Below are 14,821 nucleotides of genomic sequence, written 5' to 3' on the forward strand. Positions count from 1 at the left end.
CCCGTACCGGAGAATCTCGAGATTCCGGGTGCCGTCCTTCGGGCCGGCTCGGAATGACAGGGGGAAGCGATGCGTTTCGTTGGGCCAATTTTGATGTCATGTCTCGCGATTGCCCTGGCCTCGTCCGCCCACGCCCAATCGCTTCCCGGCGGCTTCGTCTATCTGCGCGACATCGACCCCAGCATTGTCCAGGACATCCGCTACGCCAGCTCCAACAATTTCGTCGGCCGTCCACTCGCCGGGTACAACGCCGGCGAATGCGTGGTGAAGCGGGAGGTCGGCCTGCGGCTGAAGGCGGTGCAGCAGGAGCTGGCGGCGCAAAACCTGTCGCTGAAGATGTTCGACTGCTACCGGCCGGCGCAGGCCTCGCTCGACATGGTGAAGTGGTCGCAGAATGGCCATGAGACCGCCGCCGAGCGGCGCTACAATCCGAAGATTCCCAAGACCGAGTTGTTCCGTCTCGGCTACATCGCGAGCCGCTCGCAACATTCCACCGGGGCGGCGCTCGATCTCACTTTGGTCGACCTCAAAGCCGACAATTCCGCCAAATACGATTCGTCGAAAGCCTATGCCGATTGCACGGCGCCGGTCGAGGCGCGATTGCCGGAAGGCAGCGTCGACATGGGCACCGGCTATGACTGCACGGACGCGAAGGGACATACGTCCGCACCGTCGATCAATTCGGACCAGCGCGCCTGGCGCAGGCGGCTGGTGGCTGCGATGGCCCGGCAAGGCTTTGTGAACTATGCGAAGGAGTGGTGGCACTTTTCGCTGCCGGGGGCGGGCGGGGCGGCCTATGATTTCCCGATTCCGCCGCGGACGAGGTAGATCGTCATGCGAACGGCCCGGCGTGACGGTGCCGTTGCCAACGAAAGCGCTTGAATGGACTCCCTCACTCCCGATCTCCCGCCGCTCACCGTGACGCCCGCGGCCGACGCGCGCGTCTGGAAATTCTGGGGCACCTCGCTCTGGGGCATCGTCATCTTCGCTGCGATGTTCGTCGGGCAGATCGGTGCCATCGTCTATCTGGTCTGGGTCGCTCGCGACCCCATCGACCTCACATCGATGCAGCACGTCGGCCGCGAGCCGGCGTCGCTCGCGTTTTCTGTCACGATGGGTCTGCCGGCGACGCTGGCCGCCGTGTGGCTGGCCATTCGCATCAAGAAGGCCTCCTTCGTCGACTATCTCGCGCTGCGCTGGCCGTCCTGGACACAGCTCCTGTTCGGCGCGGTCGGCCTCATCCTGCTCGTCGTGGCCTGGGAAACAATCTCGCGCAGCCTCGGCCGCGAGGCGACGCCGGGCTTCATGAGCGATCTGTTGAAATCGGGCCGCGACAAGGGCGCCGCAATGATGCTGCTGTTCGCGTTCAGCGTCGCAGCGCCGATGTCGGAAGAGGTTTTGGCGCGCGGCTTCCTCTATCGCGGCTGGTCGGCGAGCTTCCTGCGCGTGCCCGGCGCGATCATCCTGTCGTCATTGCTGTGGACGGTCGTGCATCTGCAATACGACCTGTATTTCCTCGCCGAGGTCTTCACCATCGGTCTCTGGTTCGGCTACATGCGCTACCGCGCGAACTCGCTCTGGCTCACGATCGTGCTGCATGCGCTGAACAATCTGACGGCGGTGGTGCTGACGATGTGGCTGGGGAGCTAGGCACTCCGTCATTGCGAGCGCAGCGCAGCAATCCAGAATCCCTCCGCGGAGGCGGTCTGGATTGCTTCGTCGCAAGGGCTCCTCGCAATGACGAGGTGAGAGACGTGCGCTCGCAATGACGGGTGCTCAGGCCACCAGCGCGATCGCGATCGGCATGGTGATCGCCGCCAGGATCGTCTGCAGCGTGATGATCTGCGCCAGCAGTGGCGCGTCGCCGCCCATCTGGCGGGCCAGCACATAGGCGCTGGGCGAGGTCGGTACCGCCGCGCAGATCGCGACGATTGCGAGGCTGTTGCCGGAGAGGCCAAACCAGGCCGCCAGCACCAGTGCGATCACAGGCATCAGGACCAGCTTGAACACTACGCCGATGCTCGCGCTGACGCTCGGCCGGAGCAGGCCTTTGAGCTGCAGGCCGGCACCGGTGACGAGCAGGCCGATGGCGAGCGAGGAGCGGCCGAGCGCGTCCGCAACTTCGTGCCAGATTTTCGGCAGCGGCAGATGGATCACATTGATGACGAGGCCGATGACGCAGGCCCAGATCAGGGGATTGCGGATCACCGTCATGACGATCGTGCGCGCGGATTGTTTTTCGGGCGATGCATAGTGGGCGAGCACGGCGACGCTGAAGACGTTGACCAGTGGAATGATCGCGACCATCGCCACGGAGGCCAGCGCCAGCCCGACATCGCCGTACAGGTTGGCGGCGACCGACAGCGCCACATAGGTCTGCCAGCGGGTCGCGCCCTGGAAGATCGAGGTGAAGGCAGGTCCGTCGATGTCGAGCCGTGCCAGCGCCGGGCGGAGCGCCAGGCACAGCAGCGACATCGCGAGCGCGGACAGCAGCAGCGCGCCGCCGACGCCAGCGACCGGCACCCTGGACAGATCGGCCTTCACCAAGGTCTGGATCAGCAGCATCGGAAACAGCACGAAATAGGTCAGCCGCTCCAGCCCGTGCCATTGCGTGTCGAGCCGCATCAGGCTGCGCTTCAGCACCACGCCGAGCACGATGAGGATGAAGACCGGCAGCAGCGCCGCGATCACGACGGCCATGGATCAGCCGGCCCCGGGGCTTGCGCGAAGATTGGCGAGACGGTCGAGCGCGCCTTGCAGGATGAAGATCGCGGCGTGCTCGTCGATCACCTCGGCGCGTTTGGCGCGGCTCACGTCCATGCCGATCAATTCGCGTTCGACCGCGGCCGTCGACAGGCGCTCGTCCCAGAGGCCGATGGGGAGGGCGGTCAGGCCGGCGAGATTGCGGGCGAAGGCGCGGGTCGATTGCGCGCGCGGACCCTCGCTGCCGTCCATGTTGATGGGAAGGCCGAGCACGAAGCCGACGGCCTTGCGCTCGGTCGCGATCGCGAGCAGGCGGGCGGCATCCTGCTTGAACGCCTTGCGCTGGATGGTCTCGACGCCGGTCGCCAGCCGGCGGTCCGGATTGGACACGGCAACGCCGATGGTCTTGGTGCCGAGATCAAGGCCGACCAACCCGCCGCGATCGGGCCAGTGGGTTGCAGCATCGACGAGAGGCAGGATAAGAGCCGGCATGGGACTAGCGCTTATCACGCGTCGCGCTGCGGAGTGAACCCGGAACATGGATGTGCTGACATTATTCGGCTTGTTCGCCGTGTCCGCGATGCTGGTCTGCTATGCCATGGAGGATCGCAGCCACTGGTTCGTGCTGCTGTTCGCCGGTGCTTGCGCGCTCGGCTCGGCCTACGGCTTCCTGCAAGGCGCCTGGCCGTTCGGCCTGGTCGAGGCGGTCTGGGCCGTCGTCGCACTGCGGCGATGGCAACTCAGGCCGCGATGACGTCGTCATCCGTCTTCAGGCAGGCGGCAAAACCGCCGAGCGCGCTGGTTTGATGCCCGGCGCGGCGCTGGACGAACAGCGTCTCGACGCGCGCGTGCGCGGCGCCGAGCGTGTGCATCGACACGCTGCCGTTCATCGCGCTGCGTTCGACCACCGCGCGCGGCAGCAGCGTCACGCCCATGTCGGCGGCGACGCAGCCGATCATGCCGTCGAGCGTCCCGAGTTCGAAGCGCGCGGCCGAGGGCCAACCGAACTCGACGAACACCTGCTCGAGGCGCTGGCGATAGGTGCAGCCGGTGCGGAACACCAGCGCGGTCGGACCCGACTCCGGCGTGCCGGCGCGCAATTCGGCAAGCGAGCTCCAGCGCCGCGCGCTGACCAGCACCAGCTCTTCGCGGAAAGCGCTGGTCGCGAACAGGTCGGCATGCGCGATCGGTCCTGCGACGAAGGCGCCGTCGAGCGTGCCTTCGAGCACGCAATCGACGAGGTCGGCCGTGGGTGCCGTGCGCAGGCTCAGCCGCACGGCGGGAAAGCGGCGGTGGAAATCGGCGAGCAGGGGCGGCAGCCGCACCGCTGCGGTCGTCTCCATCGAGCCGATTGCGAGCGGTCCCTTGGGCTCGCCATCGTCGCGCGCGGCGAGCACGGCCTCGCGCGACAACGCCGCCATCCGTTGCGCGTAAGGCAAAAGGCGCTTGCCGGCGGCGGTGAGTGCCATGCCGCGGCTGTGGCGCTCGAATAGCGGCGTGCCGATCTCGGCTTCCAGCGCCTTGACGCGCTGGGTAACGTTGGATTGCACCGTGTTGAGCTCTTCGGCGGCGCGGGTGATGCCGCCGCTGCGGGCGACCGCGGCAAAGGTCTGGATGTCGCTGAGTTCCATGGCTTCGTTTCGCTTTTGAGATGGCAGCGTTCGCAACAATTCATTTTTCGAGAATGCTAATCGCAACTAGTCTCGCTGTCCAGACGGGAGAGGGGCCATGCCGATCGCGACGTCGCTGACCGCGCTGCTTCAGATCGAGCATCCCATCCTGCTGGCGCCGATGGATATCGTCGCAGGCAGCCGCCTCGTGGCAGCGGTGAGCCGCGCCGGCGGTTTTGGTATCTTGGGCGGAGGCTACGGCGAGAGGGAATGGCTGGAGCGCGAGACTGCGAAGCTCGCCGGCTTGTCCGCGCCGTTCGGGATCGGCTTCATCACCTGGAGCCTCGCCAAGCGGCCTGAACTTCTCGACATCGCGCTCGCCGCAAAACCATCCGCGATCATGTTGTCGTTCGGCGATCCCGCACCCTTCGCGGCCAGGATCAACTCCGCCGGTGCGCGCCTGATCTGCCAGGTGCAGGACGAGACGATGGCGCGGCAAGCGCTCGATGCCGGCGCCGACGTCCTGATCGCACAGGGGACGGAGGCGGGCGGTCACGGCGCCTCGCGCACCACGATCGATCTCGTGCCCGCGATCGTCGATCTTGCCGCGGGCCGTGTGCCGGTGGTGGCGGCCGGCGGCATTGCCGATGGGCGCGGGCTTGCGGCCATGATGATGCTCGGTGCAGGCGGCGTGCTGCTCGGCACACGCTTCTATGCGAGCCAGGAGGCCGACGGCGCGGACGAAGCCAAGCGGCGCATCTGCGCGGCAAACAGCGGCTCCACGGTGCGCGGCATCATCTTCGATCTCTCCCGCAACAATGTCTGGCCGGCGCCGTTTACCGGCCGGTGCCTCATCAACGATCACGCCAGACGCTGGATCGGCCGCGAGGTCGAACTGATGCAGAATGTCGCCGCAGTCGGGGCCGACTATGCGGCTGCGAAGGCGGCCGGCAATTTCGACGTCGCCGCGGTGATCGCGGGCGAGGCTGTCGGCCTGATCCATGATATTCCACCGGCGGCCGAGATCGTCGGGCGCATTGCCACCGAAGCCGAGCTGCATCTTGCTGGCCGACGCAACTTCATCGCCTCCGTCGCCTGAAACACAAGAGACACCACCATGTGGCCCAACCGTCGACTGATTGATCTCTTCAAGACCGAATTCCCGATCGTGCTGGCGCCGATGGCCGGCGTGATGGATGCGGAACTGGTGATTGCCGTCGCGCAGGGCGGGGGGCTCGGCTCGCTGCCGAGCGCGATGCTGTCGCCGGAGAAGGCGCGGGAGCAGGTCAACATCATCCGCCAGCGCGTCTCCGCGCCGGTCAACATGAATTTCTTCTGCCACAAGCCGGTCGAGCTCACGGCCGAGGCGGAGGCCCGCTGGAAGCAGCGCCTCGCGAACTATTACCGGGAGCACGGTCTCGATCCTGCCGCACCCATCAATGCCGCGAACCGCGCCCCGTTCGACGCCGGCTTCTGCGAGGTGGTGGAGGAACTGAAGCCGGAGATCGTCAGTTTTCATTTCGGCCTGCCGGAGGACGCACTGCTCAAGCGGGTCAAGGCGGCCGGCTGTCTCGTCATCTCCTCGGCGACCACGGTGAAGGAAGCGGTCTGGCTCGAGCAGCACGGCGCTGATGCCATCATTGCGCAAGGCGCGGAGGCGGGCGGCCATCGCGGCATGTTCCTGACCGACAAGATCTCCGAACAGCCCGGCACCTTCGCGCTGGTGCCGCAGGTGGTCGACGCGGTGAAGGTGCCGGTGATCGCAGCCGGCGGCATCGCGGATGGCCGCGGCATCGCGGCGGCCTTCGCGCTCGGCGCGGCCGGCGTGCAGATCGGCAGCGCCTATCTGCGTTGTCCGGAATCCAAGGTCAGTGCAGCGGCCCGTGTGGCGCTGGCCGAGGGCCGGGACGATTCCACCGTCATCACCAACGTCATGACCGGGCGGCCGGCGCGCGGTGTCCAGAACCGCCTGATGCGCGAGGCCGGTCCGATTTCGCCGGATGCGCCGCCATTTCCCCATGCCGCAACGGCGCTGGGACCGCTGAAGGCTGCGGCCGAGAAGCAGGGCAGGGTCGATTTCACCAATCTCTGGGCCGGCCAGGCCATTGCCCTGGGCCGCGAGGTCCCGGCGGCCGAATTGACCCGGGATCTCGCCAAATCGGCGCTGGCCCGCATGAAAGCACTGGGTGGATAGGGCGCGATGAGGTCCGAGAGGATCTCATCGCTTTAGGTTATTGTTTGCGCATGATCTTTTCGGAGAACCGCTGCGCACTTTTCCGGATCATGCGCGCAGCGCCGGTTGCGGCGCAAAACCGGCCTCTGCTATACGGCACATGGGTTTTGCCGTGAGAGGCCTTATATAATGTCCGTCGACGCCGCTACCGTCCGCCGCATCGCGCATCTGGCGCGCATTGCGGTTTCCGAGGGCGAGGTTCCGCATCTGCAGGGCGAGCTCAACGCCATGCTCGCCTTTGTCGAGCAGCTCTCGGAGGTCAATGTCGAGGGCGTGGAGCCGATGACCTCGGTCACCCCGATGCAGATGAAGAAGCGGCAGGACGTGGTCAATGACGGCGAGATCGCCGACGATATCGTTGCCAACGCGCCCGCGACCGAGGGTCACTTCTTCCTGGTGCCGAAGGTCGTCGAGTAATCTGCATAGCGTTTTCGAGCGAAGTGGAAGCCGGTTCGCGTAAAGAAAACGCGTCAAACTAAATAGTCTTAGGACGCCGTCCGATGTGCATGCTTTGCGACGATGAGAAGGCCTATCAGGCCTACATGAACTATCTCGACAAGATGGAGCGGCAGGGCAAGGCTGCCGATCCCAACGTCGCCGTCAACGCCGTGCTCGACGAGATCGAGGCTGCTGCCAACGCCGCCGCCAAGAAAAAAGACGACCCGGCCAACGACAAGACCCTGTCTCCGTTCTTCTGCAGCCCGATCAATAAATGACCGATTTGACATCGCTGACGCTCGCCGAGGCCCGCAAGGGCCTCGCGGCCAAGACTTTCACGTCACTCGAGCTGACCGACGCGCATCTGAGCGCGATCGAGGCCGCGCGCGTGCTCAATGCCTTCGTGATGGAGACGCCGGATCGCGCGCGCGACATGGCGAAGGCGGTGGACGAGAAGATCGCCAAGGGGGAGGGCGGTCCGCTCGCCGGCATTCCGCTCGGCATCAAGGATTTGTTCGCGACCAAGGGCGTGCGCACCACGGCGTGCTCGAAGATCCTCGGCAATTTCGTGCCGACCTACGAGTCGACAGTGACCTCGCAGCTCTGGCGCGACGGCGCGGTGATGCTGGGCAAGCTCAACAATGACGAGTTCGCGATGGGCTCGGCGAACGAGACCTCGTGCTTCGGCCCCGTCGGGAATCCCTGGCGGCGTGCGGGAAGCAACACCACGCTGGTGCCGGGCGGCTCGTCCGGCGGCTCGGCCTCGGCCGTGGCGGCGCTGCTCTGCATGGGAGCGACCGCGACCGATACCGGCGGCTCGATCCGCCAGCCGGCGGCGTTCACCGCGACCGTCGGCATCAAGCCGACCTATGGCCGCTGCTCGCGCTGGGGCATCGTCGCCTTTGCCTCCTCGCTCGACCAGGCCGGTCCGATCGCGCGCAGCACGCGCGATGCCGCGATGCTGCTGCGCTCGATGGCGGGGCATGATCCGAAGGACACGACGTCGGTCGACATGCCCGTGCCGGACTATGAGGCCGCGATCGGCAGGTCCGTAAAGGGCATCAGGATCGGCATTCCCAAGGAGTATCGCCTCGACGGCATGCCGGCCGAGATCGAGAAGCTGTGGAGCGAGGGCGCCGCCTGGCTCAAGGCGGCGGGTGCCGAACTCGTCGAGGTCTCGCTGCCGCACACCAAGTACGCGCTGCCGGCCTATTACATCGTGGCGCCGGCGGAGGCCTCCTCCAACCTGGCGCGCTATGATGGCGTGCGCTACGGGCTGCGCGAGCAGGCCAAGAACATCATCGAGCTGTACGAGAACAGCCGCGCCGAAGGCTTTGGCGCAGAGGTGAAGCGCCGCGTCATGATCGGCACCTATGTGCTCTCGGCCGGCTATTACGACGCCTATTATCTGCGCGCCCAGAAGGTGCGCACGCTGATCAAGAAGGATTTCGAGGATTGCTTCGCCAAGGGTGTCGACGCGATCCTGACGCCGGCGACGCCGTCGGCGGCCTTCGGCATCGGCGAGAAGGGCGGTGCGGACCCTGTCGAGATGTATCTCAACGACATCTTCACGGTGACCGTGAACATGGCAGGCCTGCCGGGCATTGCAGTGCCCGCCGGCAAGGACGCGCAGGGCCTGCCGCTTGGCCTGCAATTGATCGGCCGTCCGTTCGACGAGGAGACGCTGTTCTCGCTCGGCGAGGTGATCGAGCAGGCGGCCGGCCGCTTTACGCCCGCGAGGTGGTGGTGAATGCGGCGGCGTTCATAGCCAGCCTTGAGGGCGCAGCGCCGGCGCCGGATCTCAGTGCGCCGCTCGCGGGCCTCTGGTGGGCCGCCAAGGGCGACTGGGAGCAGGCGCACAGGATCGTGCAGGACGACAGCAGCCGCGAGGCGGCCTGGGTGCATGCCTATCTGCACCGCGTCGAGGGCGACCTCGGCAATGCCGGCTACTGGTATCGTCAGGCGGGCCAGTCGGCGGCGAAGGATTCATTGGAAGCGGAGTGGGAGCGGATCGTTGCCACGCTGCTCGGGAGCAAGACATGAGTACGGCCACGCATAAGCTTCTGAAGGGTTCAACCGGCGACTGGGAGATGGTCATCGGCATGGAGATCCATGCCCAGGTGACGTCGAACTCAAAACTGTTCTCGGGCGCGTCCACCGCCTTCGGCGGCGAGCCCAACTCGCACGTGTCGCTGGTCGATGCCGCGATGCCGGGCATGCTGCCCGTCATCAACGAGGAATGCGTCAGGCAGGCTGTCACGACTGGCCTGGGCCTCAATGCGCAGATCAACCTCCGCTCGGTGTTCGACCGCAAGAACTATTTCTATCCGGACTCGCCGCAGGGCTACCAGATCAGCCAGTACAAGTCGCCGATCGTGGGCGAAGGCGAGGTCGCGGTCGAACTGGACGGCGGCAAGACCGCGACCATCGGGATCGAGCGGCTGCATCTGGAGCAGGACGCCGGCAAGTTGTTGCACGACCAATCTCCGACCATGTCCTATGTCGACCTCAACCGGTGTGGTGTGGCGCTGATGGAGATCGTCTCGAAACCGGACATCCGCGACGCCGAGCAGGCCAAGGCCTATGTGACCAAACTGCGTTCGATCCTGCGCTATCTCGGTACCTGCGACGGCGACATGGAGAAGGGGTCCTTGCGCGCCGACGTCAACGTCTCCGTGCGCAAGCCGGGCGCGCCGCTCGGCACCCGCTGCGAGATCAAGAACATGAACTCGATCACCTTCATCGGCCAGGCGATCGAGTACGAGGCGCGCCGCCAGATCGAGATCCTCGAGGACGGCGGCCAGATCGATCAGGAGACCCGGCTCTACGACCCCAACAAGGGCGAGACGCGCTCGATGCGGTCGAAGGAAGAGGCGCACGACTATCGCTACTTCCCCGATCCCGACCTGTTGCCGCTGGAGTTCACGCAAAGCTTCGTCGATGAGCTGAAAGCAAAACTGCCCGAGCTGCCGGACCAGAAGAAGACGCGCTTCGTCGCGGATCTCGGCCTGTCGGCCTATGATGCGAGCGTGCTGGTCGCCGAGCGCGAGAGCGCGGTGTTCTACGAGACCGTGCTGGAGAATCTCGCCAACCGCGCGCGCGACGGCAAGGTTGCCGCGAACTGGGTCATCAACGAGCTGTTCGGCCGTCTCAACAAGGAAGGCCGGGATATTACGGGCTCTCCGGTCAACGCCGAGCAGCTGGCTGCGATCATCGATCTGATCGGCGAGGGCACGATCTCCGGCAAGATCGCCAAGGATCTGTTCGAGATCGTCTGGCAGGAGGGCGGCGATCCTCGCGCGCTGGTCGAAAGCCGCGGCATGAAGCAGGTCACGGACCTCTCGGCGATCGAGAAGGTGGTCGACGACATCATTGCGGCCAATCCCGACAAGGCGGCGCAGGTCAAGGACAAGCCGCAGTCGCTCGGCTGGTTCGTCGGCCAGGTGATGAAGGCATCCGGCGGCAAGGCGAGCCCGCAGATCGTCAACGACCTGCTCAAGTCCAAGCTCGGCATCTGACGTCACGCGTGCGAACGAGGTGACGGACATGCATCGTCACCTCGCTCTCGGTTCGCGGTGCGACGCTCGCGCGCATGCTCGGCGGCAAACTTCATCCTGATCGACCGCGACCCCCGACCGAATCGCGGTCACGCGATTCGCGCAAAACGGCGACTTGCACACGCTCAGACGAGCGCCTCCGCCGTTAAGCATGAAAATATTTTCGTTGCCAAAAGTCGCGACTCAGAGTCCGCGAAGCGCCTTCGCGGGGCGATCGCGGGATTGGCGGCGCAGGTCATCGCGCTGATCGCGCGCGATGCATTCATGCAGAAAAATACTTGCTGCATAGTGTTTTCCTGCAATCGCATCTGCCGCAAACGTCGATGCTGCAAGCACTCCGTGCGATGGCTGCCGCACGTTACGCAGTGCGCCTGCATCGCGCTCGCCAAGCTCACGCGCGTTGCGTCGTCAACACTTCTTTAAGCGAGACGCTGTTTTTTTCGTTGTGTTGGTGTATTCGGGATGAGTGTGCATTCGATCCCCGACTGCATGCAGCGATTAAAGCCATCTCACACATCGGAGGGCAACATGGCCAAGAAAGCGAAGAAGGCGAAGAAGGCGAAGAGCGCAGTGAAGAAGACTGCGAAGAAGACCCGCAAGGTCGCGAAGAAGAAGAAGTAACTTCGACTTCTGAAGTTGCCGGCTGCTAGACAGCCGGCACGTCATCAGCGCCTCCTAAGGTTCTGGTCGACGATAGAGGGTGTCGGCGAGACATCAGGTCAACGGTCGGATCGCTTCACTTTCGCGGTCCGGCAGAAGAAACAAGTTTTCTTCGTTCGGTGCGGGGCCGGTTCTTCCGGTTCTGCAATTTCACGAGCGGCCTCGCGGTCAAAGTGGAATCTGGTCCTGACGTGTTCGCCGACGCCCTCGTTCTCTTGAGGCCGGGGTATTGCCGGCATTCCCCCTCGACATTGCTGATCTGATCGCGCTGAGGTGACCGCCTGCCTTGGACGTTTGCCTTGGCCGCCTGCCTTGGGGCAGGCGAGAGCTGCGGCCGGACCATTGCACGGCGTCATCGCCCGGGTTGACCAGGCCATCGGGCACGACGTTGCGGTCATTGAATGACAGGGCGAGGAGCGGGCACGACAGCGGCCGCTCCGACACATTGTAACCGCACGACACGCACCACCGCGCGCGATGGTTATCGATGTCCCAAGATCCCAGGGTAAACCGAATCTGAGGAATCCCGGAAGTGCCTGCAAATCAGGGACTTTTTGAATTCGGCGCGGGGGCGCCGCGCGCTCGCGTTTACCTCTGCTTCATCGCGATACTTAAACTGCCATTCAAATTTGCCCGCCATCATCGCCTCCAACAAGCCGGCAAACGGCATTGGCAAGAAGACTTGGGGACGAGTTGAACAGCGCACGATCCCGGAAGGGGTCATGCAAATCAGAGTTGGACGGGAGCCGCGCTCGGGGGACGAGGCGGCATAAGAAAAAAGGGGATGCGTTATGTTTCAGGGTACTTTCGATCTGGAGACGGCAACGCCGATCGACGCGGGCGCGCTGTCGGACGTGCTGTTCGAGCGCGGGATCTATTGGGCGAGCGGCCGCTCCGGCCTCGTCGATCTCGTCGCCGCGCATAAATGGTTCAACCTCGCCGCACTGAAGGGCCGCAAGGATGCCGTGACGCTGCGCCAGGAGGTTGCCGGGCAGATGTCGGACGCCGAGATCGCGGCGGCACAGCGCGAAGCGAGGGCGTGGGTTTCCGCCCACTGAGCGGTTCGCTTCGCCGTGGGGGAACCGAACCTTGACCGATCAGTGCGATCGCGCCGGGGGCGGACTCATGGTGAGGTTGGGACGGCAAACGAGGCCGGCGCTTCGCCGGCGCAATGCCGGCGCCACATTTCACTGAGGGCCTTTTCGATGTGCCGCGTCATGCGGACAGTATCGAAGAGAGGCCGAGTGGACCGATGCGCCGCCAGCTTGCTCTTGAGGGCGGTTCGAAGCTCGACATCGTGAGCGATCCGAAGCGCCAAAGCCTCATATTCGTCCAACGATCGCGTCACCAGCTCGGGAAGGCCGACGGCATTCAGGAGACTGGCGGCAACACGTCCCGCAAAGGCGGTGCCGAGGCAGGTGACGACCGGCAAGCCAGCCCATAGGGCGTCGCTGGCGGCGGTATGGGCGTTGTAGGGCAATGTGTCCAGGAACAGATCGGCAAGCTGGTGGCGCGCCAGGTGTTCCTCGGCAGGCAGCGACGGGGCGAACACGATCCTCTCGGCGGCGATGCCGCGCGCGGCCGCTTCACGCCTCAGGTTCTCCGTGGCGATCGGGTCGCCATCAAGCAGCCAAAGGACGCTTTTGGGGGTCTTGGCAAGCAGCCTCATCCAGACATCGAACAGCAGGGGCGTGATCTTGGGCGTTCTGTTGAACGCGCAATAGACGAACGCATCATCCGCCAGTCCGACCTCGCTTCGGGCCGGCGCATTTGGCAGGAGCGGTCGCCTGGCGTCGGTCGCCTGATAGCTGTCGGGGAGATAGATCACCTTCTCGGTGTAATGCTGCTGCTCTGCTTCGGGAATGACGATCCGGTCCGCCATGATGTAGTCGATATACGAGGCGCCCATCGTGCCGGGGAAGCCGAGATAGCTGACCTGGATGGGAGCCGGCCGGCGCGCAAGGATTTTCGGGCGCGCACCGGCGGTGAAGCCTCCCAGATCGACGAGGATCTCAATGTCGAGCTTGCGTGTCAGCTCGACCACGTCCTCGTCGGCAAGGTGGCTGACATCTTCAAAGCGTTCGAATGCTGCCTTCAGGCGGTTGCGCATCTCGCTGCGGTCATCCGGTCCGTAGGAGATGGCGCTGATGTCGAAGCGCGCGCGGTCGTGCGCCTCGAAAACTCCGGCCATCAGATTCGCGGTCGCGTGATTACGGAAATCGGCAGACATGTACGCAACGCGCAGCCGGGAAGCCGGCGACGGCGTTCTGGGTCTCGCGGCACCTCGATCCGGGGCCACGTTGGCGACATATGTCTTCGCACAGGTCAATTGGCCTGCAGGAGATGATGAGGCATGAAAGAAGGTGAAAGGGTCGATCAGCGCGCCGGCTTCGAGGATCTCGTCCAGCGCGGCCTGTTCACGCTCGAAACTGCGCCAATCGGCACGCTTCCGCCTGGAAGCAACGAGCTTGCTCAGCGCGAACGGGAAGGCCTTGTCCAGCGCGACCGTTCTTTCGAGCGCCCCGATTGCTTCGTCGTCTCGGCCCATTCGGGTAAGGACCTCAGACAACGCGAAATGGTTCTGTGGATCCGACGGTGCAAGCGCGGCGGCGCGTTGGTAGCTGTCATGCGCTTCGTCAAGTTGGCCAAGCTGCTGGAACGCACTGCCTCGGTTTGCGAATGCTGCGCTCGATGGCGCGATCGCAATGGCGCGATCAAATTCCGCGATGGCGGCGTGAAGCTCCTGCCGTGCCATCAGGATCGCTCCGCGATTGAGATGCGCATCGGCGAAGTTCGGCGACAGGGCAATCGCTTTCGCGAGCCAGGCGAGCGCATCGTCAGTCTTGTCCAATGCCCGCAAAACGTTGGCATAGTTGAAGAGAACCTGCGGATTGCCGGGCTCGACGCGGGCCGCCTTCTTGAGCAATGGCTCGGCGTCCACGAAATTGCCGCGCTGGGCGTGCAACAGCCCAAGCATGTGGAGCGCGATGGGATGCGTTCTGCTTGCCCTCAGGATGCTCGCGTAGGCCCGTTCCGCATCCGACAGATTGCCCGAACGGTGCGCCGCAATGGCCTGATCCAGAATAGCCGACGGATGGAGCGAGGAGGGGGCCGAAGCTCCCTTGTTGCGGCGTTGCTGCGACATGTGATTGGGTTTCTGGACCCAGATGAGGGGTCTGTGCTTCGGCGAACTGGTGCAAAAAACTCTAGTCGCCTTTGCTGGCTAGAACAACGGCCGCGCCGCTCGCGCTTCGAGGCACCAAACGACCGCGCTTGTGCCGAGATGTCGCGCACGAAAATATCGATGCCGGCCTGAGGCGACGGCACCCTGCTGTGCGGGCGCGGCGACGGCCGGCGCTCGGGACGTCAGCCAGCCCTGACCCGCCCCTGGCTTCCATCGCTGTCGAAGCTCTCATGTGCAAAGAAACTACCGGTCTTAATTCTGCCGCTTGCGGCTCGCCGCGGGGTCGGGCATACCCGGCGGAGCCGGAGACGTGGCCGAGTGGCTGAAGGCGGCGGTTTGCTAAACCGTTATAGGCTTGTAAAGGCCTATCGAGGGTTCGAATCCCTCCGTCTCCGCCAGATTTATCCGATTGAAATCGCAGATATTTTCCGCAGGC

General features: G+C 64.7%; 15 protein-coding genes and 1 tRNA gene. 12 read left to right on the forward strand and 4 right to left on the reverse strand.

What is annotated here, in order from left to right:
• Nucleotides 1-69: 69 nt before the first annotated feature.
• Both NR187_RS17215 and NR187_RS17220 read left to right on the forward strand, forming a co-directional pair.
• Nucleotides 70-828, forward strand: coding sequence for a M15 family metallopeptidase (locus tag NR187_RS17215; protein WP_211385878.1), 759 nt, complete (start codon nucleotides 70-72; stop codon nucleotides 826-828).
• A 54-nt stretch (nucleotides 829-882) separates the two neighbouring features.
• Nucleotides 883-1,650, forward strand: a complete 768-nt coding sequence (locus NR187_RS17220) for a CPBP family intramembrane glutamic endopeptidase (RefSeq protein ID WP_211385879.1) — start codon at nucleotides 883-885, stop codon at nucleotides 1,648-1,650.
• 126 nt (nucleotides 1,651-1,776) lie between these two features.
• Here the strand turns inward: NR187_RS17220 and NR187_RS17225 are convergent, their stop codons facing one another.
• The gene (locus NR187_RS17225; protein WP_211385880.1) at nucleotides 1,777-2,700 is read right to left on the reverse strand and encodes an AEC family transporter; all 924 of its coding nucleotides are present in this window, start codon (nucleotides 2,698-2,700) and stop codon (nucleotides 1,777-1,779) included.
• Between the two features lie 3 nt (nucleotides 2,701-2,703).
• The gene (ruvX, locus tag NR187_RS17230; RefSeq protein ID WP_256807112.1) at nucleotides 2,704-3,195 is read right to left on the reverse strand and encodes a Holliday junction resolvase RuvX; all 492 of its coding nucleotides are present in this window, start codon (nucleotides 3,193-3,195) and stop codon (nucleotides 2,704-2,706) included.
• Nucleotides 3,196-3,241: 46 nt separating this feature from the next.
• Here ruvX and NR187_RS17235 point away from each other — a divergent pair, with 46 nt between their 5' ends.
• Nucleotides 3,242-3,457: a hypothetical protein gene (locus NR187_RS17235; RefSeq protein WP_256807113.1), complete on the forward strand. Its 216-nt coding sequence runs from the start codon at nucleotides 3,242-3,244 to the stop codon at nucleotides 3,455-3,457.
• Here NR187_RS17235 and NR187_RS17240 read toward each other — a convergent pair.
• On the reverse strand, nucleotides 3,444-4,334 hold the full coding sequence (locus NR187_RS17240; RefSeq protein WP_256807114.1) for a LysR family transcriptional regulator: 891 nt from the start codon (nucleotides 4,332-4,334) through the stop codon (nucleotides 3,444-3,446). The two genes, NR187_RS17235 and NR187_RS17240, sit on opposite strands and share 14 nt — an antisense overlap.
• A gap of 97 nt (nucleotides 4,335-4,431) precedes the next feature.
• Here NR187_RS17240 and NR187_RS17245 point away from each other — a divergent pair, with 97 nt between their 5' ends.
• From NR187_RS17245 to NR187_RS17280, 8 genes are all read left to right on the forward strand, one after another.
• Nucleotides 4,432-5,412 (forward strand): nitronate monooxygenase family protein, encoded by a 981-nt coding sequence (locus NR187_RS17245; RefSeq protein ID WP_211385884.1) that lies wholly within the window; start codon nucleotides 4,432-4,434, stop codon nucleotides 5,410-5,412.
• A gap of 18 nt (nucleotides 5,413-5,430) precedes the next feature.
• Nucleotides 5,431-6,507 (forward strand): nitronate monooxygenase family protein, encoded by a 1,077-nt coding sequence (locus NR187_RS17250; protein WP_211385885.1) that lies wholly within the window; start codon nucleotides 5,431-5,433, stop codon nucleotides 6,505-6,507.
• 168 nt (nucleotides 6,508-6,675) lie between these two features.
• Nucleotides 6,676-6,963 (forward strand): Asp-tRNA(Asn)/Glu-tRNA(Gln) amidotransferase subunit GatC, encoded by a 288-nt coding sequence (gene gatC, locus NR187_RS17255; RefSeq protein WP_007611211.1) that lies wholly within the window; start codon nucleotides 6,676-6,678, stop codon nucleotides 6,961-6,963.
• An 83-nt stretch (nucleotides 6,964-7,046) separates the two neighbouring features.
• Nucleotides 7,047-7,262: a hypothetical protein gene (locus NR187_RS17260; protein ID WP_014494728.1), complete on the forward strand. Its 216-nt coding sequence runs from the start codon at nucleotides 7,047-7,049 to the stop codon at nucleotides 7,260-7,262.
• Nucleotides 7,259-8,734, forward strand: a complete 1,476-nt coding sequence (gene gatA / locus NR187_RS17265; RefSeq protein WP_211385886.1) for an Asp-tRNA(Asn)/Glu-tRNA(Gln) amidotransferase subunit GatA — start codon at nucleotides 7,259-7,261, stop codon at nucleotides 8,732-8,734. Before NR187_RS17260 ends, gatA begins: the two co-directional genes overlap by 4 nt.
• On the forward strand, nucleotides 8,725-9,027 hold the full coding sequence (locus NR187_RS17270) for a hypothetical protein (RefSeq protein ID WP_211385887.1): 303 nt from the start codon (nucleotides 8,725-8,727) through the stop codon (nucleotides 9,025-9,027). Before gatA ends, NR187_RS17270 begins: the two co-directional genes overlap by 10 nt.
• Nucleotides 9,024-10,502: an Asp-tRNA(Asn)/Glu-tRNA(Gln) amidotransferase subunit GatB gene (gene gatB, locus NR187_RS17275; protein WP_211385888.1), complete on the forward strand. Its 1,479-nt coding sequence runs from the start codon at nucleotides 9,024-9,026 to the stop codon at nucleotides 10,500-10,502. The genes NR187_RS17270 and gatB overlap by 4 nt, the downstream gene beginning before the upstream one ends.
• 1,490 nt (nucleotides 10,503-11,992) lie before the next feature.
• On the forward strand, nucleotides 11,993-12,259 hold the full coding sequence (locus NR187_RS17280) for a hypothetical protein (RefSeq protein ID WP_211385889.1): 267 nt from the start codon (nucleotides 11,993-11,995) through the stop codon (nucleotides 12,257-12,259).
• 65 nt (nucleotides 12,260-12,324) lie between these two features.
• On the opposite strand, the gene NR187_RS17285 is transcribed toward NR187_RS17280, so the two are convergent.
• The gene (locus NR187_RS17285; protein ID WP_256807115.1) at nucleotides 12,325-14,346 is read right to left on the reverse strand and encodes a tetratricopeptide repeat protein; all 2,022 of its coding nucleotides are present in this window, start codon (nucleotides 14,344-14,346) and stop codon (nucleotides 12,325-12,327) included.
• 343 nt (nucleotides 14,347-14,689) lie between these two features.
• On the opposite strand from NR187_RS17285, the gene NR187_RS17290 reads away from it, so the two are divergent.
• Nucleotides 14,690-14,783: transfer RNA gene (locus NR187_RS17290), tRNA-Ser, on the forward strand.
• Nucleotides 14,784-14,821 lie beyond the last annotated feature (38 nt).

Origin of the sequence: Bradyrhizobium sp. Bra64 (assembly GCF_024519875.1) — a bacterium.
Classification (GTDB): domain Bacteria; phylum Pseudomonadota; class Alphaproteobacteria; order Rhizobiales; family Xanthobacteraceae; genus Bradyrhizobium; species Bradyrhizobium japonicum_G.

What these genes read in the sequence shown, in the direction of transcription:
- gatA (WP_211385886.1), top strand. Translation starts at nt 7,259, where the DNA reads ATGACCGATTTGACATCGCTGACGCTCGCCGAGGCCCGCAAGGGCCTC.
- NR187_RS17285 (WP_256807115.1), bottom strand. Translation starts at nt 14,346, where the DNA reads ATGTCGCAGCAACGCCGCAACAAGGGAGCTTCGGCCCCCTCCTCGCTC.
- gatB (WP_211385888.1), top strand. Translation starts at nt 9,024, where the DNA reads ATGAGTACGGCCACGCATAAGCTTCTGAAGGGTTCAACCGGCGACTGG.
- gatC (WP_007611211.1), top strand. Translation starts at nt 6,676, where the DNA reads ATGTCCGTCGACGCCGCTACCGTCCGCCGCATCGCGCATCTGGCGCGC.
- NR187_RS17235 (WP_256807113.1), top strand. Translation starts at nt 3,242, where the DNA reads ATGGATGTGCTGACATTATTCGGCTTGTTCGCCGTGTCCGCGATGCTG.
- ruvX (WP_256807112.1), bottom strand. Translation starts at nt 3,195, where the DNA reads ATGCCGGCTCTTATCCTGCCTCTCGTCGATGCTGCAACCCACTGGCCC.
- NR187_RS17280 (WP_211385889.1), top strand. Translation starts at nt 11,993, where the DNA reads ATGTTTCAGGGTACTTTCGATCTGGAGACGGCAACGCCGATCGACGCG.
- NR187_RS17250 (WP_211385885.1), top strand. Translation starts at nt 5,431, where the DNA reads ATGTGGCCCAACCGTCGACTGATTGATCTCTTCAAGACCGAATTCCCG.
- NR187_RS17245 (WP_211385884.1), top strand. Translation starts at nt 4,432, where the DNA reads ATGCCGATCGCGACGTCGCTGACCGCGCTGCTTCAGATCGAGCATCCC.
- NR187_RS17225 (WP_211385880.1), bottom strand. Translation starts at nt 2,700, where the DNA reads ATGGCCGTCGTGATCGCGGCGCTGCTGCCGGTCTTCATCCTCATCGTG.
- NR187_RS17240 (WP_256807114.1), bottom strand. Translation starts at nt 4,334, where the DNA reads ATGGAACTCAGCGACATCCAGACCTTTGCCGCGGTCGCCCGCAGCGGC.
- NR187_RS17260 (WP_014494728.1), top strand. Translation starts at nt 7,047, where the DNA reads ATGTGCATGCTTTGCGACGATGAGAAGGCCTATCAGGCCTACATGAAC.
- NR187_RS17215 (WP_211385878.1), top strand. Translation starts at nt 70, where the DNA reads ATGCGTTTCGTTGGGCCAATTTTGATGTCATGTCTCGCGATTGCCCTG.
- NR187_RS17220 (WP_211385879.1), top strand. Translation starts at nt 883, where the DNA reads ATGGACTCCCTCACTCCCGATCTCCCGCCGCTCACCGTGACGCCCGCG.